This is a genomic window from Proteus sp. fly-1089, from assembly GCF_040138965.1.
GTDB classification, from domain to species: domain Bacteria; phylum Pseudomonadota; class Gammaproteobacteria; order Enterobacterales; family Enterobacteriaceae; genus Proteus; species Proteus vulgaris_B.
In genome coordinates this window covers 210,780-233,623 of the sequence record NZ_JBEETS010000003.1, presented here as the reverse complement: position 1 = coordinate 233,623, position 22,844 = coordinate 210,780, and the positions used below count along the sequence as shown (strand labels likewise).

Below are 22,844 nucleotides of genomic sequence, written 5' to 3'. Positions count from 1 at the left end.
AGGCACGTATGAAATTTTCACGTTCGGCAAAAGCGAAAGCAAAGACAAAGTCAAATGCCAAACTGCGCAAGCCTGAAGAAAAAACAGGATTTGTGAGTTGGCGTTTTGCGTTGCTTTGCACAGGTATTGGTATCGCTTTAGCCGCGCTATTAATCCGTGTTGCCTATTTACAAATTATTAATCCAGATCCCCTTATTCGTGAAGGGGATATGCGTTCTTTACGTGTACAAAAAGTCCCAACTGCAAGAGGAATGATCAGCGATAGAATGGGTAGACCTCTTGCGGTCAGTGTGCCTGTGTATGCTATTTGGGCAGATCCTAAAGTTGTATTAGATGCCAATCCAGATATGACTGATTCTCGTTGGTTAGCGCTTGCTGACGCACTAAAAATCTCCGTCAGTCAAATCGAACAGAAAATTGCTACCGCACCTTCCGCTCGTTTTATCTATCTCGCTCGCCAAGTTAATCCTGAAATTAGTGATTATATTAGTAAATTGAAAATTACTGGGATTAACATGCGCCAAGAATCAAAACGTTATTATCCATCGGGTGAAGTAACTGCTCACATTATTGGTGTAACGAATATTGATGGTGATGGCATTGAAGGTGTCGAAAAAAGTTTTAACCAATGGCTAACCGGTGCTCCTGGTGAACGTGTCGTTCGTAAGGATGGCTTCAACCGTGTCATTGAAAATATTGCTCAAACAGATAGTCAAGCTGCTCATAACTTGATGTTAAGTATTGATGAACGCCTACAATCCGTGGTTTATCGAGAATTAACCAATGCTGTTATCAAGAATAAAGCAGAATCTGGAACTGCTGTTTTAGTTGACGTCAATACAGGCGAAGTATTAGCAATGGCGAATAGTCCATCTTATAACCCGAATAATTTAGCGGGAACGCCTAAAGATGCGATGCGTAATCGTGCTATCACCGATATTTTTGAACCAGGTTCTACAGTAAAACCAATGGTTGTGATGAGTGCACTAAACAATCATATCATTAAAGAAAATAGTGTTATTAATACAATTCCTTATCGCCTTAACGGACATCAAATAAAAGATGTAGCGTTATATCATGAGCTAACGATAACAGGAATATTACAGAAATCGAGTAACGTTGGTGTTTCAAGACTAGCGTTAGCGATGCCTGCATCTGAACTTGTGGATGTTTATTCACGTTTTGGATTCGGGAAGCCAACTAACTTGGGGCTAGTTGGTGAAAGTAGTGGCATATTTCCAATAAAAAAACAACGGTGGTCCGATCTTGAAAGGGCCACCTTCTCATTCGGATATGGGCTAATGGTAACGCCGTTACAACTAGCGCGTGTCTATGCAACGATTGGTAGTTTTGGTATTTACCGTCCTCTCTCAATTACAAAAGTTGATCCTCCTGTACCAGGAACGCGAGTCTTCCCTGAGCCAGTAATGAAAACTGTCGTGCATATGATGGAAAGTGTTGCATTGCCTGGTGGCGGTGGTGTAAGTGCGGCTATTAAAGGGTATCGCATTGCGATTAAAACAGGTACGGCGAAAAAAGTAGGGCCAGACGGAAAATATATCAATCAATATATCTCTTATGCGGCGGGTGTTGCGCCTGCGAGTCGTCCACGTTTTGCGTTGGTTGTGATAATCAACGAACCTAAAGCGGGTAAATATTACGGGGGCGCAGTATCTGCACCGGTGTTTGGCACAATCATGGGCGCGGTTTTACGAACAATGAACGTAGAACCAGATGCATTGATGCCAGACGATAAAAATGAATTTGTAATTAAAAAAGAAGAGGATACAAGTGGCCGATCCTAACTTAAGTGACCTATTAGGGGCACTCGGGATACAAGCACCGTCATTGATGCTCAAAGACATGACACTCGACAGCCGAAAAGCGGCAAGCGGTGATCTTTTTATCGCCATTAAGGGTCATGAAACTGATGGTAGACGCTATATTCCTCAAGCAATTGCTCAAGGTGTTTCAGCAGTATTAGCGGAAGCACAAGATGTTGCAACGCATGGTGAAATTCGTGAAAGCCACGGTATACCTGTTATTTATATTGATAATCTCAATGCAGAGTTATCAAAATTAGCAGGATATTTTTATCATCATCCTGCTGAAAAACTGAAATTAATTGGTGTTACTGGGACTAACGGAAAAACAACAACAACACAATTGTTAGCGCAGTGGGCACAAGGTTTAGGCGAAAACAGTGCTGTGATGGGAACGGTAGGTAATGGACTATTAGGTCACGTTGTTCCAGCCATGAACACCACAGGCTCTGCGGTTGATATTCAATTAGAGTTACAACAATTATTAAATCAAGGCGCGACATTTACAGCGATGGAAGTCTCTTCTCATGGCTTAGTGCAAGGCCGCGTTAGCGCTTTACCTTTTGTAGCGAGTGTGTTTACCAATTTAAGTCGTGATCATCTCGATTATCATGGTGATATGGCAAATTACGAAGAGGCAAAATGGTTACTGTTCTCCACACATCATAGTGGTGAAAAAATCATTAATGCTGATGATACTGTTGGTCAAAAATGGCTATCACGTTTGCCAGACGCTGTTGCAGTGACAATGGATAATAAATTGCCAGTAAATTGGCAAGGTCGCTTTGTTAAAACAACAGACATTAATTACCACGATGAAGGCGCGACTATTTGCTTTAGCTCAAGCTGGGGTGAAGGGGAAATTGAAAGCCCATTAATGGGGGCATTTAATGTCAGTAATCTATTATGTGCTTTAGCGACATTATTAGCACTGGAATATCCATTAGATGCTGTGATTAAGGCATCATCTGCACTCACTCCTGTTTGTGGTCGAATGGAAGTGTTTAGTGCTGATAATCGTCCTACCGTTATTGTCGATTATGCTCATACTCCTGATGCGCTAGAAAAAGCACTCCAAGCTACTCGTTTACACTGCTCTGGTAAATTGTGGTGTGTGTTTGGTTGTGGTGGTGATAGAGATAAAGGTAAGCGCCCACTAATGGGTGCAGTTGCAGAAGAATTAGCAGATAAAGTTGTTATTACTGATGACAATCCACGTAGTGAAGAGCCGCAAGCCATTATCCAAGATATTCTTTCTGGTTTAATGGATCCTGGTCGTGCAATTGCTATTGAAGGCCGAGCAGAAGCAGTGACTAACGTGATTATGCAAGCCGACGCTAATGATATGATTTTAGTCGCGGGCAAAGGGCATGAAGATTACCAGTTAGTCGGTTCACGTCGCCTTGATTATTCGGATAGATTAACCGTTGCACGGTTATTGGGGGTGATAGCATGATCCCTTTATCACTCGAAATCATTGCACAAGTCACTGATGGTAAGTTGAGTCATATTGCTCAAAGCCAAGCTAATCAGCTAACGATTAAGTCAATTTCCACAGATAGTCGCAATATCGATGAATATTGTCTCTTTATTGCATTAGCGGGTGAGCGTTTTGATGCGCATAACTTTATCGCTGATGTTAAAGAAAAAGGCGCTGTTGCTGTATTGGTCAATCGTGAAATTGATATTGATTGTCCGCAAATCATTGTGAAAGACACCCGTTTGGCAATGGGGGCGGTTGCTACTCATATCCGTTCACTGAGTAATGCTAAAATTGTGGCATTAACAGGCTCTTCAGGAAAAACATCCGTCAAAGAAATGACGGCTTCAATTTTGCGTCATTGTGGTGAAACTTTATATACCCACGGTAATTTAAATAATGATATTGGTGTGCCACTAACACTGTTTCGTTTAACACCAGAGCATCGTTTTGCTGTTATCGAGCTAGGTGCAAACCATATTGGTGAAATTGCCTATACCGTGGATATGGTTAAACCCGATAGCGCCTTAGTAAATAATCTCTTTTCTGCTCATATTGAAGGTTTCGGCTCACTTGAAGGCATTGCCCAAGCAAAAGGCGAAATCTTTACTCATCTGAAAGAGCAAGGTACAGCCATTATTAATCTTGATAGTAATGGCTTACCTCTATGGAAACGCCACTTTAATGCGCGTCAAACGCAATGGTCTTTCTCTTTATCAGCTCAAAGCAATGCTGATTTTTATCCGACGGATATCGCTGTTAAGCAATTCACCACTAACTTCACCTTACATACACCAGAAGGTTGTGTTGAAGTCACTCTTCCATTGCCGGGGCGTCATAATATTGCCAATGCTTTAGCTGCCAGTGCGCTGGCACTTTCAGCAGGTGCAACGCTTGATGCGGTTCGCCTTGGGTTATCGACATTAAAAGCGGTACCAGGAAGATTGTACCCTGTGGAGTTAACCACCGGAAAAATGGTGTTAGATGATACTTATAATGCGAACGATGGTTCGATGATCGCGGGCTTACAAGTTTTATCACAATTGCCGGGATATAAGATTTTTGTTGCGGGAGATATGGCTGAGTTAGGTAAAGACTCAGAGAAATGTCACCGCGATGTGGGGCGTTTTGCACACAATGCAGGGATTGATAGTGTATTTACTGTAGGGGATCACAGTCACTTTATTAGTGATGAAAACCAAGGTGGTCAGCATTTTACATTTAAAGCCGACTTACTTGCTCAATTAATTCCATTATTACAGCAGCATGATGTTGTTTCAGTTTTAGTAAAAGGTTCACGAAGCTCCGCGATGGAAGATATCGTGAACGCATTAAAGGAGTGCTTTGAATGTTAGTTTGGCTAGCCGAATATTTGGTTAAATACCATACATTTTTTAATGTGTTTTCTTATCTGACATTCAGGGCGATTGTTGGTTTATTGACGGCATTAATTATTGCTTTGTGGATGGGGCCTCACCTCATCGCTTGGTTACAAAAAATGCAAATTGGGCAAGTGGTTCGTAGTGAAGGGCCAGAGTCTCACTTTAGCAAACGCGGTACACCAACAATGGGCGGGATTATGATCCTGTTCTCTATCTCTATTTCTACACTACTATGGGCAAGATTAGACAACCCCTATGTTTGGTGTGTGTTGCTGGTTTTAATTGGTTATGGCGTCATCGGCTTTGTTGATGATTATCGCAAAGTCGTTCGTAAAGATACCAAAGGCCTGATCGCACGTTGGAAATATTTCTGGCAATCCGTGTTGGCGTTAGTCGTTGCATTTAGTATGTATGCTATTGGTAAAGATACACCTGCAACACAGTTAGTCGTTCCATTCTTTAAAGATGTTATGCCGCAATTAGGCATGCTTTATATTTTATTGGCGTATTTTGTCATTGTAGGAACCAGTAATGCCGTTAACTTAACGGATGGTTTAGATGGCTTAGCTATTATGCCAACCGTTTTTGTGGCAGCCGGATTTGCTTTGGTTGCATGGGCGACTGGTAACGTTAATTTTGCAAGCTACTTGAAAATTCCTTATTTAATGCATGCTGGCGAATTAGTGATTGTCTGTACCGCCATCGTCGGTGCGGGTTTAGGTTTCCTTTGGTTTAATACTTACCCAGCGCAAGTCTTTATGGGAGATGTTGGCTCTCTCGCATTGGGTGGCGCGTTAGGTACGATTGCTGTGTTATTACGTCAAGAATTCTTATTAGTGATTATGGGCGGTGTGTTTGTTGTTGAAACACTCTCAGTTATTTTGCAAGTCGGTTCATTTAAATTACGTGGCCAACGTATTTTCCGCATGGCCCCAATTCATCACCATTATGAATTAAAAGGCTGGCCTGAACCTCGTGTTATTGTCCGCTTCTGGATTATTTCGCTGATGTTAGTACTTATTGGTCTGGCGACGTTAAAGGTACGTTAAGATGGCAAATTATCAGGGAAAAAAAGTCGTTGTTGTTGGGCTTGGAATAACAGGTCTTTCCTGCGTTGACTTTTTTATCCGTCAAGGTGTTACACCTAAAGTGATTGACACGCGCCAAAAACCAGGAGGCTTAGATAAGCTTCCTATTGACGTTGAATATCATACAGGCAGTTTTCACCAAGCATGGCTTAACGATGCAGATTTAATTATCTCAAGTCCTGGTATTGCCCTTTCAACACCTGAGCTTGTTGAAGCTGCAAGTTGTGGTGTCGAAATTGTGGGGGATATTGAACTGTTTTGCCGCGAAGCAAAAGCACCTATTGTGGCTATCACAGGCTCTAACGGTAAAAGCACAGTCACAATGCTTGTGGGTGAAATGGCAAAAGCGGATGGTATTCGTGTTGGCGTTGGGGGAAATATTGGTGTTCCTGCACTGACTTTGCTAACTGAGCCTCATGATCTTTATGTATTAGAACTATCAAGTTTCCAGTTAGAAACCACGTATAGTTTAAAAGCGGCAGCGGCAACAGTCTTAAATATTAGCGAAGATCATATGAATCGCTATCCATTAGGATTGGAACAATACCGTGAAGCGAAATTACGTATCTATGATAATGCCAATACCTGCGTTTATAACCAAGATGACACGCTCACATTACCTTTAGCGGGTAAAGATGGGCGTTGTGTCAGCTTTGGAGTGGGACAAGGTGATTATCAGCTTGATAACACGAATCGCGTCTTAAAAGTAAAAGGTGAAAAAGTTCTTTCAACGTCCGAAATGTATCTCTCAGGACAGCATAATTATACCAATGGACTTGCAGCATTGGCACTTGCTGATGCGGTAGGGATCACACGTAAAGCGGGATTGGAAGTGCTGAAAAACTATCACGGCTTGGCTCACCGTTTTCAATTAGTTTATTCACATCAAAATGTACGTTGGATAAATGATTCTAAAGCAACTAATGTCGGTAGCACAGAAGCAGCCCTTCGTGGCTTAGACATCGAAGGTACATTGCATCTTTTATTAGGAGGCGATGGAAAATCAGCCGATTTTACTGCTTTATTGCCTTATATCAGTGGCGACAATATTCGTCTTTATTGCTTTGGGCAAGACGGACAAGCCCTAGCAAGTTTACGGCCAGATGTCTCTTTATTAACTGTGACAATGGAAGAGGCAATGCGTGCATTAGCCCCTACTGTTAAATCAGGGGATATGGTGTTGCTTTCACCTGCTTGCGCAAGTTTAGATCAGTTTAAATGTTTTGAGCAACGTGGTGATGAATTTGCACGCTTGGCAAGGGAGCTTGGCTGATGAGCATATTCGCAATGCGAAGACTAAAACAGTGGTTAGTGGGCAGTTATCAAACTGAGAATACGGCATTTGTACCGTATGATCGCACTTTGCTCTGGTTTACTTTCGGATTAGCGGTTATCGGTTTTGTCATGGTGACATCAGCTTCAATGCCAGTTGGTCAACGACTTGCAGAAGATCCTTTCTTATTTGCAAAGCGTGATGGGATTTACCTTATTGTGGCGTTTTGTATTGCGTTAGTCACTATGCGTATTCCTATGGCAATTTGGCAACGTTATAGCAGTTTAATGCTGTTTGGTTCAATACTACTTTTATTAGTGGTATTGGGCGTCGGAAGTTCGGTTAATGGTGCTTCACGTTGGATTGCTGTGGGGCCCTTAAACTTTCAACCTGCTGAATTATCAAAACTGGCTTTATTTTGTTACTTATCTAGCTACTTAGTTCGAAAAGTTGAAGAGGTCAGAAACAACTTTTGGGGTTTCTGTAAACCTATGGGTGTTATGTTAGTGCTGGCTGTTTTACTGTTATTGCAGCCAGACTTAGGTACCGTGGTCGTGTTGTTTGTTACCACATTGGCACTTTTATTTTTGGCGGGTGCTAAAATTTGGCAATTCTTAGCGATTATCGGTTCAGGTATTGCCGCTGTGGTTATGCTTATCATTGTTGAACCTTATCGTGTTCGCCGGATCACTTCTTTCTTAGAGCCTTGGGAAGATCCATTTGGTAGTGGTTATCAATTAACGCAATCTTTGATGGCATTTGGCCGAGGCGATTTGCTTGGGCAAGGTTTAGGAAACTCCGTACAAAAACTGGAATATTTACCAGAAGCACATACCGACTTTATTTTCTCCATTTTGGCAGAAGAACTTGGTTATATCGGTGTGGTTTTAGTGCTTTTAATGGTATTCTTCATCGCTTTTCGCGCGATGCAAATTGGGCGACGTGCATTGATGCTCGATCAACGCTTTTCAGGCTTTTTAGCGTGTTCAATCGGGATCTGGTTTACATTCCAATCATTGGTCAATGTAGGCGCGGCAGCAGGCATGTTACCAACGAAGGGATTAACTCTTCCTCTTATTAGTTACGGTGGTTCAAGTTTGATTATTATGTCAACAGCCATCGTGATGTTGTTACGAATAGATTATGAAACACGTCTAGCACAAGCTCAGGCGTTTGTAAGGAGCCCAAAATGAGCGAGCGTAGACGCCGTTTAATGGTAATGGCTGGTGGCACGGGCGGACACGTATTCCCCGGGCTAGCTGTTGCTCATTATCTACAATCCCAAGGTTGGGAAATCCGATGGTTAGGAACGGCGGATAGAATGGAAGCTGATTTAGTACCCAAACACGGTATTGACATTGAATTTATTCGCATTTCTGGCTTACGTGGTAAAGGTATTAAAGCATTAATAGCAGCGCCAATTCGTATTATTAAAGCTATTTTTCAGGCGCGTACCATTATGAAACGTTATCAACCTGATGCTGTACTTGGTATGGGCGGTTATGTTTCTGGCCCAGGTGGTGTAGCAGCTTGGATGTGTGGCATTCCTGTTATTTTACATGAACAAAATGGGATTGCTGGATTAACCAATCGTTGGCTATCCAAGATTGCTAAACGTGTATTGCAGGCTTTTCCTGGCGCATTTCCTAAAGCGCCTATTGTTGGGAATCCTGTACGTGAAGACGTGTTAGCGCTTGAAGCGCCATCGGTACGATTAAAAGAAAGAGCCGGTCCCATTCGTGTGTTGATTATTGGTGGTAGCCAAGGCGCTCGAATTTTAAATCATACCTTGCCGGTGGTCGCTGGTTTGCTTGGTGAACATGTTACAATCTGGCATCAAGCTGGAAAAGGTGGCGAAAGTGATACAAAAACACGCTATCAGAATGAATTAGCAAAAAATTCAGTTAAATCTGAATATAAAGTTACTGAATTTATTGATGATATAGCGCAAGCTTACCAATGGGCTGATGTTGTTGTATGTCGTTCAGGTGCATTAACCGTCAGTGAAATTGCCGCTGCGGGATTACCCGCTATTTTTGTTCCTTTCCAGCACAAAGATAGGCAGCAATATTGGAATGCCCTGCCATTAGAAAAAGCAGGGGCTGCGCGGATTATCGAGCAAAATGATTTAACTCCAGAAGTCATTGCACAAACCCTGAAGCAGTGGGATAGAGAAACATTGTTAGCGATGGCAGAAAAAGCAAAAAGTGTTGCGATTACGGATGCCACAGAGCGTGTAGCGAATGTGATAATCGAAGTGGCAAAAAAATAAACGTAACCTGTAACCATTAACTTAGAGTGAAGAAGTAAATAGTGAATACACAACAACTGGCAAAATTAAGATCGTTTGTGCCTGAAATGAGAAAAGTTAAGCATATTCACTTTATTGGCATCGGTGGTGCTGGTATGGGTGGGATTGCCGAAGTGCTAGCGAATGAAGGCTATGAAATCAGTGGTTCTGATTTAGCGCCAAATGCCGTTACACAACAGCTCGTTGCTTTGGGCGCAACTGTTTATTTTAATCACCGCCCTGAAAATATTCGTGGCGCTAGTGTTGTTGTGGTCTCGACTGCAATCAGTGCTGAGAATCCTGAAATTATTGCCGCGAGAGAGGCACGTATTCCAGTTATTCGTCGTGCTGAGATGTTGGCTGAATTAATGCGTTATCGTCATGGTGTGGCGATTGCAGGAACTCATGGTAAAACCACCACGACAGCAATGATTTCAAATATTTATGCACAAGCAGGATTAGATCCTACTTTTGTGAATGGCGGATTAGTTAAATCAGCAGGTACGCATGCTCGTTTAGGATGTAGCCGTTATTTAATCGCCGAAGCTGACGAAAGTGATGCGTCGTTTTTACATTTACAACCTATGGTGGCTGTCGTTACGAATATAGAAGCAGACCATATGGATACATATCACGGTAATTTTGACAATTTAAAAGAGACGTTTATTACCTTTTTGCACAATTTACCGTTTTATGGTCGTGCAGTGATGTGTCTTGATGATGATGTTATCCGTTCTATCATCCCTAAAGTTGGTCGTTATATTACGACTTACGGGTTTAGTGAAGATGCAGACGTTCGAATTACACATTATGAACAAAAAGGTGCTCAAGGCTTCTTCACTATTTCTCGTGAAGATATGCCTGATTTACAAGTTGTATTAAATGCGCCTGGTCGTCATAACGCATTAAATGCCACTGCAGCTGTGGCGGTTGCTACTGAAGAAGGTATTGCTGACGAACATATTTTAGCAGCATTACTTAACTTCCAAGGTACGGGGCGCCGTTTCGACTTCTTAGGTAATTACGGCCTTGAACATGTTAATGGTCAAGAAGGTGAGGTGATGTTAGTCGATGATTATGGCCATCACCCAACAGAAGTTGACGCAACGATTAAAGCAGCGAGAGCTGGTTGGCCAGATAAACGTCTAGTCATGATTTTCCAACCGCATCGTTATACGCGTACACGTGATTTGTATGAGGACTTTGCTACGGTTCTCAATCAAGTTGATATTTTATTATTAACAGATGTTTATTCTGCCGGAGAAACTCCGATTGCAGGTGCAGATAGTCGCTCACTTTGTCGAACAATTCGCCAGCGTGGCAAGCTAGATCCTATCTGGGTATCTGATGTCGATAATATTTCATCAATATTAGCGGGTGTATTAACAGATAATGATCTTGTTTTAGTTCAAGGTGCTGGAAATATTGGTAAAATAGCGCGTCGCTTAGCAGATACGAAACTACAGCCATCTTTAAGCGAGGATTAAGACGGATGTTTGAGCAAGTGAGCATCATTTATGGTGAAATAGGTAATCAACTCGCTGTAATGATGAAGTGTTATGAGAAAAATAGCACTGTATTGGCGAAAAAAATAAATGAGAATTCGCTTGCTCAAAACCATGTTGAGAAAAAATTTCAGTTAAAAAGTAAGAAAAATGCAGAAAAATTCGCAATTTCTTCTTTTAAAGTAAATAATTCTCAACAGATTGAACAATTTAGTGATTTAATTATCAAACCTAAAGGTGTTCATAAAGTATATATATGTAGGAAAAGTATTAATCGAAGGAACATCGGACAAAAGGATGGGCGATTCTCTGGTTTAAACGTTGCTCAGGAGTTAGTGGGTTAATATGTCACAAGCAGCGCTAAATATAAAAGAACACAAAGAGAAACAGCATTCTGACAGACCGAGTAATGGTACTTATTTATCAGGATTAATTTTTTTCTTATGTGTGATTGCCACTATCGTTTGGGGTGGAATACAAGTAGTTAACTGGATGAAAGATGCAAATCGTCTTCCTATCTCAAAACTTGTATTGACCGGTGAGAGGCATTACACAACAAATGATGATGTGCGTCAGGCGATTTTATCTTTAGGGCAGCCAGGCACATTTATGACACAGGATGTGAATATCATTCAGCAACAAATTGAGCGTATGCCATGGATTAGGCAAGTCACTGTGCGTAAACAGTGGCCTGATGAGCTTAAAATCCATCTGGTAGAGTATGTTCCCTTTACCCGCTGGAATGATACTTACTTTCTTGATAAAGAAGGGCGTGTTTTCAGCTTGCCAACGCAATTGGAAACCAAAGGTAATTACCCTTTGTTATATGGCCCTCAAGGAAGTGAAAAAATGGTGTTATCAGGTTATGTGGCAATGAGAGATCAACTTCTTGCAAGTAATCTGAATTTAAAAGCAGCGTCAATGTCTGCACGTCAAGGATGGCAATTAGTTTTAGACAATGATGTCCGATTGGAGTTAGGTCGTAAGGATAACGAAAAACGGATCGCTCGCTTTATTGAGTTGTATCCGATACTGCAACAAGAAACAGATAAACGAGTTGATTATGTTGATCTGCGTTATGACAGTGGTGGTGCAGTCGGATGGGCTCCTTTATTACTTGAGAATGAATAAACAAGACGTGGCAGATGACACGATGAAGGCGAAGGCAGAACAATAATGATCAAAGCGACGGACAGAAAATTAGTAGTTGGTCTTGAGATTGGTACGGCCAAAGTAGCCACCCTTGTCGGTGAGATCCTGCCTGATGGTGTTGTAAATATTATTGGGGTAGGAAGTTGTCCATCTCGAGGCATGGATAAAGGTGGCGTTAACGATCTTGAATCCGTCGTAAAATGTGTGCAACGGGCGGTAGATCAGGCCGAATTGATGGCTGACTGTCAAATATCTTCAGTATATTTGGCGTTATCAGGCAAGCATATTAGTTGCCAAAATGAGATTGGTATGGTGCCAATTTCAGAAGAAGAAGTGACTCAAGATGATGTTGATAGCGTGGTTCATACTGCGAAATCCGTCAAAGTAAAAGATGAACATCGGGTTTTACATGTTATACCGCAAGAGTATGCCATTGATTATCAAGAAGGGATCAAAAACCCTGTTGGATTGTCGGGTGTACGTATGCAAGCTAAAGTTCATTTAATTACCTGCCATAACGATATGGCAAAGAATATTGTAAAAGCAGTTGAACGCTGTGGATTAAAAGTGGATCAACTGATTTTTGCGGGACTGGCTTCAAGTTTCGCTGTATTGACAGAAGATGAACGTGAACTTGGTGTGTGTGTTGTTGATATTGGTGGCGGTACGATGGACATCGCCATTTATACTGGTGGAGCATTAAGACACACTCGCGTTATTCCTTATGCTGGCAATGTGGTAACAAGTGATATCGCTTATGCGTTTGGTACACCCCCAAATGACGCTGAAGCTATCAAAGTTCGCCATGGTTGTGCATTAGGCTCTTTAGTTGGTAAAGATGAAAATGTGGAAGTTCCTAGTGTCGGAGGCAGGCCACCAAGAAGTCTGCAACGACAAACTCTTGCTGAGGTGATTGAGCCTCGTTATACCGAATTGCTCAATCTTGTTAATGAAGAGATTTTAAAAGTTCAAGAACAATTACGCCAGCAAGGGATTAAGCATCATTTAGCTGCAGGTATTGTGCTAACAGGTGGTGCTGCACAGATTGATGGACTTGTTGAATGTGCTCAACGTGTTTTTCACACGCAAGTACGGATCGGTAAACCGTTAAATATTACCGGGCTAACAGATTATGCGCAGGATCCCTACTACTCAACAGCGGTTGGGCTTTTGCATTACGGTAAAGAATCCCACTTTGGTGAGGAAACAGAAACCGAAAAACGCTCTGCTGTCAGTGGTTTGTTTAAGAAACTTACCGGCTGGCTGAAAAGAGAGTTTTAATAATCAGACAAATTTAAAAAGAGGTCGTTTGAGCAAGCGACCCTGAGAAGGCACAAAACGGAGAGAAATTATGTTTGAACCTATGGAATTAACCAACGATGCGGTGATCAAAGTCATCGGCGTTGGTGGCGGCGGCGGTAATGCGGTTGAGCACATGGTTCGTGAACGTATTGAAGGTGTAGATTTCTTTGCAGTCAATACGGATGCTCAAGCGCTACGTAAAACAGCAGTCGGACAAACTATCCAAATTGGTAATGCCATTACGAAAGGCTTAGGTGCAGGTGCAAACCCTGAAGTGGGTCGTAATGCCGCAGAAGAAGACCGTGAAGCGTTGCGTGCAGCGCTTGAAGGTGCCGATATGGTCTTTATCGCAGCAGGTATGGGTGGTGGTACTGGTACAGGTGCCGCACCAGTTGTTGCTGAAGTTGCTAAAGAGTTAGGCATTTTGACCGTTGCTGTAGTAACTAAGCCTTTTAATTTTGAAGGCAAAAAGCGTATGGCATTTGCGGAACAAGGTATTACTGAGCTATCCAAGCATGTTGACTCATTAATCACTATTCCTAATGACAAATTATTAAAAGTATTGGGTCGTGGAATTTCATTATTAGATGCGTTTGGCGCGGCTAATGATGTCTTAAAAGGTGCAGTTCAAGGTATCGCTGAGCTAATCACCCGCCCAGGTTTAATGAACGTTGACTTTGCTGACGTAAGAACCGTGATGTCTGAAATGGGTTATGCCATGATGGGCTCAGGTGCTGCTAAAGGTGAAGATCGCGCTGAAGAAGCTGCAGAAATGGCGATTTCAAGCCCATTATTGGAAGATATCGACCTGTCTGGTGCGCGTGGAGTGTTAGTCAACATTACCGCTGGCTTTGACTTGCGTCTTGATGAATTTGAAACAGTGGGTAATACCATTCGTGCATTTGCATCAGATAACGCGACTGTGGTTATTGGTACATCCCTTGACCCAGAAATGAATGATGAACTGCGTGTAACTGTCGTTGCAACAGGTATCGGCATGGACAAACGTCCAGAAATTACGCTGGTAACGAATAAGCAAAATCAGCAAAGCGCAATGGAGAATCGTTATCAGCAAATGCAAAATAGCATGTCTTCTTTTACTGCTGTAGAAGAAAGCAAGCCAGCAGCAAAAGCAGTTAACGAACAATCTACTCAGGCGAATAAAGAGCCCGATTATTTAGATATCCCTGCGTTCCTGAGAAAACAGGCTGATTAATCGCCAAAAAGATTGGCATCTCCGCTTTTTGTGCTAAACTGTCCTGCCAATTATAAGTATAATAATTGGTAGGACGGATAACATTGCGAGATAAAATGATGATCAAACAACGGACATTAAAACGAATTGTACAAGCAACTGGTGTGGGTCTTCACACGGGTAAAAAAGTTACGCTTACAATGCGTCCGGCGCCAGCAAATACTGGGGTCATCTACCGTCGTACTGATTTAAATCCACCGGTGGATTTTCCAGCAGACGCAAAATCAGTTCGTGACACTATGCTATGTACTTGCTTAGTTAACGAAGATGATGTGCGTATATCAACCGTTGAGCATTTAAACGCAGCACTGGCTGGTTTAGGCATTGATAATATCGTAATTGAAGTGAATGCACCTGAAATTCCAATTATGGATGGAAGTGCAGCACCTTTTGTTTTCTTGTTACTTGATGCGGGTATTGAAGAACTTCGTACTGCGAAGAAATTCATTCGTATCAAAGAAACAGTACGTGTAGAAGATGGTGATAAATGGGCAGAAATGCGTCCATACAATGGATTTAAATTAGATTTTACTATCGATTTTAATCATCCAGCCATTGATGCAAGTACACAGCGTTATAAATTAGATTTCTCTGCTGAATCCTTCATGAGCCAAATTAGTCGTGCTCGTACTTTTGGATTTATGCGTGATATTGAATATCTGCAATCTAAAGGATTGTGTTTAGGCGGAAGCTTCGATTGTGCGATTGTGGTTGATGACTATCGTGTTCTCAACGATGATGGACTGCGTTTTGAAGATGAATTTGTTCGTCACAAAATGTTGGATGCAATCGGTGATTTATTTATGTGTGGCTATAACATTATCGGTGAATTCACCGCGTTTAAATCAGGTCACGCATTAAACAATAAATTACTCCAAGCTGTATTAGCAAAAGAATCTGCATGGGAATTCGTCACATTTGAAGACGAAGCACAAATGCCAGTGGCATTTAAAGCTCCCTCAATGGTTTTTGCTTAATTTCAGCGATGGAAAGCACGTTAATTATCTCTAATTAACGTTCATCTTTGGTTGCACTTGTACTCTCTCCGGCAAGTGCAGCCAACCGCTCTAATTTCTCTCTTAATTTCTTCGGACTTTTCTGCGCCAAATACTTTAATGATTGAGCACTTTCTAAACTCAAGTGACGTTTCTTTGTAGGCTCTTGTTCTTTTAATGATGATATTAAAGATCTTTTTTCCGGTTTTATTCCTAAAGTCGGATTAATTTTGATGTCTATTGAGGATAAGGATGGTAAAATTTCTTGTCTTAATGCAGAAAGTAATGATGGAGTTTCATAACGTAATCGTGTTAACCAACTTGCGTTTGCTACTTCAATAATTAAAATAGCATTGCGATAATTTGCGACACGGCATTTATCTTGTAAAGGAACAGGCAAAAGAGCCATGACGGCGCGATTTAATTTTAGTAAAATCGTTGCACGCTGTTGTATGAGTTGTAATGTATTCTTATTGGAACCTTCAAGTTCTATGAAGATTTTTTCCAATGATTGTGGGTAACTATCCCGCATAGATTTTGACTCCACAAAATAAAAATTAATGAGCAACAAAGGTTAATGAGCATTATAAGTTTTTGGCGACAGTTTGGCAGGCGATATTTTTGGTCGCATCTGCTTTTAGGGATGGTAGCAGCAGGTATCGGAATACCTTCGCTGTTGTCTGCTCATGCCGAAAATCCACAGCAAACAGATACTCCTTCTTCTCAAAATCGTCAAAGTCAGGCACTCATTGCGTTTGACAATTTATTCTTACGTCAAAGTGTACAGAATCCTGCCTCATCCTTCACCTTTAATTACTGGCAACAGCATGCAGTAAAAAATGTTATTAAACAGCTTTCTTTTGCGTTCACCATTAATTCTCCTGAATTGATGGTCAAAGCCAAAGATGAGCCGTCTCCGGTTTCTAATGTTGCAGAGGTCATGCTTGATACTCTGTATGCGTTACTAACAGACACATCATCAACCGCATTAACTCATTTGCCGCTTTCTGGCTATGCTTTAGCACAGAATACCACTTCTTATCATACCGGATTGTGGCTTGCACAAATCCGTGGGATCCGCGCTGGACCTTACCTAACCGCTTAATTGAGTCACTTAATCTAATAAGATTATGATTATCTCTGTGAATACATAAAACAGAGGCTTTTTTCGGCGTTTTCACGCCATAAATGAGAATAAAGATTTATGTTAGGTAAAATTGTAACCAAAATTTTTGGTAGCCGTAATGATCGTTCTATCCGCCGTATGCGCAAAGTCGTCGTTGAAATTAATAAACTAGAGCCAGAATTTGAAAAACTGACTGATGATGAGTTAAAAGCAAAAACAGATGAGTTTCGTGAGCGCTTAAAAAAGGGTGAAAAAGAGGAAGATATTTTACCAGAAGCGTTTGCAACTGTTCGTGAAGCAAGTAAACGTGTCTTTGGTATGCGTCATTTCGATGTACAGCTAATCGGTGGCATGGTGCTAAATGAACGTTGCATTGCTGAAATGCGCACAGGTGAAGGTAAAACATTAACTGCAACATTACCGGCGTATTTAAATGCGTTATCAGGTAAAGGAGTTCACGTTGTTACTGTCAATGACTACTTGGCACAACGTGACGCTGAAAATAACCGTCCTTTATTTGAATTCTTAGGATTAAGCGTTGGCATCAATCTACCGAATATGGCACCACCAGTAAAACGTGAAGCCTATAACGCAGACATCACTTACGGCACTAACAACGAATTTGGTTTTGACTATCTACGTGACAACATGGCGTTTAGCCCACAAGAGCGTGTTCAACGTAAATTACACTACGCTTTAGTGGATGAGGTTGACTCAATCTTAATCGATGAAGCGCGTACACCTCTGATCATTTCAGGCCCAGCAGAAGACAGCTCTGAGCTTTATATCCAAATGAACAAAGTGATCCCTCATTTGGTTTCTCAAGAAAAAGAAGATTCAGATACTTTCCAAGGCGAAGGTGATTACTCTGTTGATGAAAAAACGCGTCAAGTGAATATCACAGAACGTGGTTTGGTTAAGATTGAAGGATTATTAGCAGATGCGGGCATGATGAAAGAAGGTGAGTCTTTATACTCACCAGCTAATATTATGTTAATGCACCATGTGACAGCTGCATTGCGTGCTCATGCTCTGTTTACCAAAGACGTTGACTACATTGTTAAAGATGGTGAAGTTATCATTGTTGACGAACACACTGGTCGTACAATGCAAGGTCGTCGTTGGTCCGATGGTTTACACCAAGCGGTTGAAGCAAAAGAAGGTGTGAAGATCCAAAATGAGAACCAAACATTAGCGTCCATCACATTCCAGAACTATTTCCGTTTATACGAAAAATTAGCAGGGATGACGGGTACTGCGGATACTGAAGCGTTTGAGTTTAACTCTATCTATCGTTTAGAAACGATTGTTATTCCAACTAACCGCCCAATGGTGCGTAAAGATCTACCTGACTTAGTTTATATGAATGAACAAGGTAAATTTGCAGCTATTATCGAAGATATTCGTGAGCGCACCAAGAATGGCCAACCTGTACTTGTTGGTACTATCTCAATTGAAAAGTCAGAAGAAATCTCTAATGCATTAACGAAGGCGAATGTTCACCATAACGTGCTGAATGCGAAATTCCACGCAATGGAAGCGGATATTATTGCTAACGCAGGTTTACCTTCAGCGGTAACTATCGCAACTAACATGGCAGGTCGTGGTACTGATATCGTGTTAGGGGGAAGCTGGCAAACTGAAGTGGCTAAACTTGAAGAGCCAACTGAAGAGCAAATTGAAGAAATCAAAGCCAAATGGAAAGAGCGCCATGACGCAGTATTAGCTTCAGGTGGTTTACATATCATTGGTACTGAACGTCACGAATCTCGTCGTATTGATAACCAGTTACGTGGTCGTGCGGGTCGTCAAGGTGATGAAGGTTCTTCTCGTTTCTATTTATCTATGGAAGACTCCTTAATGCGTATTTTTGCTTCAGATAAAGTATCTGGCATGATGCGTAAATTAGGTATGAATGAAACCGAAGCGATTGAGCATCCTTGGGTAACTAAAGCAATTGCAAATGCGCAACGTAAAGTAGAAAACCGCAACTTTGATATTCGTAAGCAATTGCTTGAATATGATGATGTAGCTAATGACCAACGTCGTGCAATCTACACTCAACGTAACGAATTACTGGATGTGGCAGACGTAAGCGAAACTATTGACAGCATTCGTCAAGATGTCTTCACTACAATGATCGACAACTACATTCCACCTCAATCACTGGAAGAAATGTGGGATATCGAAGGTTTAACGGCATGTCTACAAAAAGACTTTGATTTAAATTTACCAATCAAAGAATGGTTAGATAAAGAGCCTGAGTTACACGAAGAAACATTACGTGAACGTATTTTAGAAAAATCTATCGAAGTCTATAAAGCGAAAGAAGAAATCGTTAGTGCTGAAATGATGCGTAACTTTGAAAAAGGCGTGATGTTACAAACGCTAGATTCATTGTGGAAAGAACACTTGGCAGCGATGGATTACTTGCGTCAAGGTATCCACTTACGTGGTTATGCACAAAAAGATCCAAAACAAGAGTACAAACGTGAATCGTTCGCAATGTTTGCTAATATGCTGGAATCACTAAAATATGAAGTGATCAGCACACTAAGCAAAGTCCAAGTTCGTTTACCAGAAGAAGTTGAAGAGTTAGAACGTCGCCGTCGTGAAGAAGCAGAACGTCTGGCAAAACAACAGCAGTTAAGCCATGAAGTGACAAAAGAATCTCAAATGTCAGCGGTTGATGGTCAAGTGGCTGCAGGTAAAAAAGTGGGTCGTAATGAACCATGTCCTTGTGGATCAGGTAAGAAATTTAAACATTGTCATGGTCAATTAGGTTAATTGACGCATTGATAATAATAGCTATTTAATCGAGCTTTTAATAAAAAATCCCGCTGAGTTGGACTGGAGTAAGTTCATAATAAGCGGGATTTTTTTTATCATAAATAAATTAGATTGAAGAACGAAGGTGAGAAAGATGGCTTTTGGCTGTGCCCTTTTCAGACGTCGCTTTGGGTGCTGCTAATCCTGCAATAATCGGGCAATCTGGATTATTGTCACCTTGGCAATCTTTTGCTAAATGTTCTAGTGTTTGTGTCATCTGCTGAAGTTCAGCTATTTTACGGTTAAGCTCTTCAATATGAGAAATGGCTATGGATTTCACATCTGCGCTAGCTCGTTCTCTGTTGTTCCATAAAACTAATAACGTTGATATTTGTTCGGTTGAAAAGCCAAGTGCCCGTGAATGGCGAATAAAACGAAAGCAAGCCACATCAGCTTCACTGTAATCTCGATAACCCGCATCAGCACGAATGGCTTTGGGAATTAAACCAATTTGCTCATAATAACGGATCATTTTGCTGGAAATACCGGATTTTTTTGCTGCTTGACCAATATTCATCATGTTTTCCTTATTAGAATAATGAAGCGTGCTTTTATAAGTATAGGAAAGTCGCTTTATATTATTGAGCCAGACTCGTATTGAGTCTGGCTATAGAGATAATCTATCTATTAATGATTTTTTATTGGTGCTTGAAAGCGTTTTAGTCTTAGTGCGTTACCTAATACAAACACACTGGAAAGTGCCATAGCACCGGCAGCAATAATTGGTGAAAGCAGCATGCCATTAATAGGGTAAAGCATGCCTGCTGCTACTGGGATTAATAATGCGTTATAGGCAAATGCCCAGAATAAATTCTGTTTGATATTACGAATAGTTGCTTGGCTTAAGGCGATGGCATCAACTACACCTCGTAAATCACCAGACATTAGCACCACATCTGCAGCTTCAATGGCAACATCGGTTCCTGTGCCAATTGCCAATCCAACATCAGCTTGTGCTAGAGCAGGAGCATCATTGATACCATCACCAACAAAAGCAACTTTGGCACCTTTAAGACTAAATTGTTTTAATGCTTCCACTTTTCCATCAGGAAGCACTTCAGCGGCTATCTCATCAATATCTAACTGTTTTGCAATCGCTATTGCTGTTGCTTTATTATCACCGGTGATCATTGCGACTTTAAAGCCTAAGTCATGTAAGGCTTTAATGGCTTCTGGCGTTGTCTCTTTGATTGGGTCGGCAACGGCAATAATTGCAGCAAGGCGCCCATCAATCGCTGTATACAGCGGGCTTTTACCTTGTTCACCTAACTTTTGGGCTGATGAAATAAAGTGACTGACATCTAATCCAAGTTGCTTCATAAAACGATCAGCCCCTACAGATACCGTTCTTCCTCCCACTTTTGCACTGACACCAAAGCCAGGTACTGCTTCAAAGTTTTCAACTGTTTTGAGTATTAACTCAGCCTCTTTAGCTGCATTTACAATCGCTTCTGCTATTGGATGTTCGGAATATGTTTCAATTGCTGCGACCAAACTTAAGACTTCGTTATATTCAAAACCTTCAGCTGGAATTAAATCTGTCAACTCAGGTTTGCCTTTGGTTAATGTGCCTGTTTTATCAAGTGCGACAACATTGACATCACGTAAGGCTTGTAAGGCTTCACCTTTACGGAAAAGAATACCCATTTCAGCCGCCCGACCTGTCCCAACCATAATGGATGTGGGGGTTGCTAAACCCATTGCGCATGGACAGGCAATAATTAATACAGCAACGGCATTAATTAGCGCGAAAGTTAATGCAGGCTCTGGGCCAAAAGCTAACCAAATAAAGAATGTAATTGTGGCAATTAACATCACTGCAGGCACAAACCACATAGTGACTTTATCGACAAGTGCTTGAATAGGAAGTTTAGAACCTTGTGCTTCTTCCACTAAGCGAATAATTTGAGCCAAAACAGTATTTGAGCCAACTTTGGTTACTTTAAAACTAAAAGCACCTGTTTTATTAATCGTGCCACCAACAACGTCAGAGCCAATCTCTTTCGATACAGGAATGGGTTCACCAGTTATCATGCTTTCATCAACGTAAGAATTACCTTCAACAATTTCACCATCAACGGGTATTTTTTCTCCGGGGCGGACAAAAACGATATCACCCATTACAACCTGATCGAGTGGAATTTCTAAGGTTTGATTGTTACGAGATACACGCGCTGTTTTTGCTTGTAGACCCACTAAACGTTTAATTGCTTGGGAAGTATTTCCTTTTGCTTTAGCCTCAAGTGTACGACCTAATAAGATCAAGGTCACAATGACTACGGCTGCTTCAAAATAGATATTTGCTGTACCTGCGGGTAAAACTTGAGGAATAAAGGTTGATACCACAGAATATCCGTAAGCGGCTGCTGTACCGACAGATACCAATGAGTTCATATCTGGAGCACCACGTAATAATGCAGGTATTCCTTTTTGGAAAAAGCGTAAGCCGGGGCCAAACATAACAATGGTGGCAAGGATAAATTGAATATACCAATTTAATTGTTGGCCAAGTATTTGTGTCACCCAACCATGTGCACCAGGAATAAAATGCGATCCCATTTCAATGATAAAAACGGGTAGGGTGAATATTGTGGCAATAAGTAATGCACGACGTAATGAGCGCTCTTCTTTTTGGCGACGCTCCTCACTGATATCACGAATATTATCTCGATTATCTGATAAACGACGTGGTTTATATCCAGCATGTACAACAGCGGCTTCTAAATCAGTGATAGATACTACACCAGATAAATGACGTACACGAGCACGCTCTGTGGCAAGATTAACGGTGGCTTCTAATACACCAGAAACTTGCGATAATGCTTTTTCAACACGACCAACACAAGAAGCGCAGGTCATTTCTTCAATCGCCAATTCGGTAATTTCTTCTGGTACTTTATAACCAGAATGCTCAATGGCAGTAACGGCAATGATAGGATTTGGCGTGTTAGTAAATGTGATATCAGCACGTTCAGTGGCTAGATTCACAACGGCATCTTGTATTTCAGGCACCGCTTTTAATGCTCGTTCAACACGACCAACACATGAAGCACATGTCATGCCTTCCACAGGTAAGCTCAGCCGATTGGCAGAGGATAACGTTGTCTTCGTATTCATTAAAATTCCCCTCTTAAATATGGTATGAAACAAAGCTTAGGCTTTACCATTAGGGGAAGGTCAAGGGTTGTATGTTAATTTGTTTTTTACAGTTTTGAACAATATTTTATTTTTAATTCAAATGATTATGTTTTCTAAGACTTTTGGAATATTAGAAAATGCAATTTTATTAGGGGAGAAAGGGCTAAAATGCAGAGAGATAAAAACCCCGCTTATTGTAATAACAA

The 22,844-nt window shown here is 41.3% G+C and carries 18 protein-coding genes; 15 read left to right on the top strand and 3 right to left on the bottom strand.

Going from position 1 to position 22,844, the window contains the following annotated elements:
- Positions 1–8 precede the first annotated feature (8 nt).
- From ftsI to lpxC, 13 genes are all read left to right on the top strand, one after another.
- Positions 9–1,805: a peptidoglycan DD-transpeptidase PBP3 gene (gene ftsI / locus ABN080_RS10220; protein WP_072069273.1), complete on the top strand. Its 1,797-nt coding sequence runs from the start codon at positions 9–11 to the stop codon at positions 1,803–1,805.
- Positions 1,792–3,279, top strand: a complete 1,488-nt coding sequence (murE, locus tag ABN080_RS10215; protein WP_349440944.1) for a UDP-N-acetylmuramoyl-L-alanyl-D-glutamate--2,6-diaminopimelate ligase — start codon at positions 1,792–1,794, stop codon at positions 3,277–3,279. Before ftsI ends, murE begins: the two co-directional genes overlap by 14 nt.
- Complete coding sequence (gene murF, locus ABN080_RS10210) at positions 3,276–4,658, top strand: UDP-N-acetylmuramoyl-tripeptide--D-alanyl-D-alanine ligase (RefSeq protein ID WP_072069271.1); 1,383 nt, start codon at positions 3,276–3,278, stop codon at positions 4,656–4,658. The genes murE and murF overlap by 4 nt, the downstream gene beginning before the upstream one ends.
- Positions 4,652–5,734 (top strand): phospho-N-acetylmuramoyl-pentapeptide-transferase, encoded by a 1,083-nt coding sequence (mraY, locus tag ABN080_RS10205; protein WP_023581493.1) that lies wholly within the window; start codon positions 4,652–4,654, stop codon positions 5,732–5,734. Before murF ends, mraY begins: the two co-directional genes overlap by 7 nt.
- Before the next feature lies 1 nt (position 5,735).
- A complete protein-coding gene (gene murD, locus ABN080_RS10200; RefSeq protein WP_196554007.1) occupies positions 5,736–7,046 on the top strand; it encodes a UDP-N-acetylmuramoyl-L-alanine--D-glutamate ligase in 1,311 nt (436 codons plus the stop codon).
- Positions 7,046–8,239: a cell division protein FtsW gene (gene ftsW, locus ABN080_RS10195; RefSeq protein ID WP_072069269.1), complete on the top strand. Its 1,194-nt coding sequence runs from the start codon at positions 7,046–7,048 to the stop codon at positions 8,237–8,239. Before murD ends, ftsW begins: the two co-directional genes overlap by 1 nt.
- Positions 8,236–9,318: an undecaprenyldiphospho-muramoylpentapeptide beta-N-acetylglucosaminyltransferase gene (gene murG, locus ABN080_RS10190; RefSeq protein WP_115350671.1), complete on the top strand. Its 1,083-nt coding sequence runs from the start codon at positions 8,236–8,238 to the stop codon at positions 9,316–9,318. The genes ftsW and murG overlap by 4 nt, the downstream gene beginning before the upstream one ends.
- 41 nt (positions 9,319–9,359) lie before the next feature.
- The gene (murC, locus tag ABN080_RS10185) at positions 9,360–10,823 is read left to right on the top strand and encodes a UDP-N-acetylmuramate--L-alanine ligase (protein ID WP_072069267.1); all 1,464 of its coding nucleotides are present in this window, start codon (positions 9,360–9,362) and stop codon (positions 10,821–10,823) included.
- 5 nt (positions 10,824–10,828) lie between these two features.
- A complete protein-coding gene (locus tag ABN080_RS10180; protein ID WP_349440943.1) occupies positions 10,829–11,185 on the top strand; it encodes a hypothetical protein in 357 nt (118 codons plus the stop codon).
- Between the two features lies 1 nt (position 11,186).
- On the top strand, positions 11,187–11,972 hold the full coding sequence (ftsQ, locus tag ABN080_RS10175) for a cell division protein FtsQ (RefSeq protein ID WP_115350670.1): 786 nt from the start codon (positions 11,187–11,189) through the stop codon (positions 11,970–11,972).
- A 45-nt stretch (positions 11,973–12,017) separates the two neighbouring features.
- Positions 12,018–13,274 carry a cell division protein FtsA gene (ftsA, locus tag ABN080_RS10170; RefSeq protein WP_006533748.1) on the top strand — a complete coding sequence of 419 codons (1,257 nt, stop codon included), beginning with the start codon at positions 12,018–12,020 and terminating at the stop codon, positions 13,272–13,274.
- 70 nt (positions 13,275–13,344) lie between these two features.
- Positions 13,345–14,511, top strand: a complete 1,167-nt coding sequence (ftsZ, locus tag ABN080_RS10165) for a cell division protein FtsZ (RefSeq protein WP_072069264.1) — start codon at positions 13,345–13,347, stop codon at positions 14,509–14,511.
- A 98-nt stretch (positions 14,512–14,609) separates the two neighbouring features.
- The gene (lpxC, locus tag ABN080_RS10160) at positions 14,610–15,527 is read left to right on the top strand and encodes a UDP-3-O-acyl-N-acetylglucosamine deacetylase (protein ID WP_036913397.1); all 918 of its coding nucleotides are present in this window, start codon (positions 14,610–14,612) and stop codon (positions 15,525–15,527) included.
- 34 nt (positions 15,528–15,561) lie between these two features.
- Here lpxC and ABN080_RS10155 read toward each other — a convergent pair whose 3' ends face one another.
- The gene (locus ABN080_RS10155) at positions 15,562–16,077 is read right to left on the bottom strand and encodes a DUF721 domain-containing protein (protein WP_196554010.1); all 516 of its coding nucleotides are present in this window, start codon (positions 16,075–16,077) and stop codon (positions 15,562–15,564) included.
- 45 nt (positions 16,078–16,122) lie between these two features.
- On the opposite strand from ABN080_RS10155, the gene secM reads away from it, so the two are divergent.
- The gene (gene secM / locus ABN080_RS10150) at positions 16,123–16,650 is read left to right on the top strand and encodes a secA translation cis-regulator SecM (RefSeq protein WP_115350669.1); all 528 of its coding nucleotides are present in this window, start codon (positions 16,123–16,125) and stop codon (positions 16,648–16,650) included.
- A 99-nt stretch (positions 16,651–16,749) separates the two neighbouring features.
- Positions 16,750–19,458, top strand: coding sequence for a preprotein translocase subunit SecA (gene secA, locus ABN080_RS10145; protein WP_115350668.1), 2,709 nt, complete (start codon positions 16,750–16,752; stop codon positions 19,456–19,458).
- A gap of 109 nt (positions 19,459–19,567) precedes the next feature.
- Here the strand turns inward: secA and cueR are convergent, their stop codons facing one another.
- Both cueR and ABN080_RS10135 read right to left on the bottom strand, forming a co-directional pair.
- On the bottom strand, positions 19,568–20,017 hold the full coding sequence (gene cueR, locus ABN080_RS10140; protein ID WP_349440942.1) for a Cu(I)-responsive transcriptional regulator: 450 nt from the start codon (positions 20,015–20,017) through the stop codon (positions 19,568–19,570).
- 110 nt (positions 20,018–20,127) lie between these two features.
- The gene (locus ABN080_RS10135) at positions 20,128–22,617 is read right to left on the bottom strand and encodes a heavy metal translocating P-type ATPase (protein ID WP_349440941.1); all 2,490 of its coding nucleotides are present in this window, start codon (positions 22,615–22,617) and stop codon (positions 20,128–20,130) included.
- Positions 22,618–22,844: the final 227 nt, after the last annotated feature.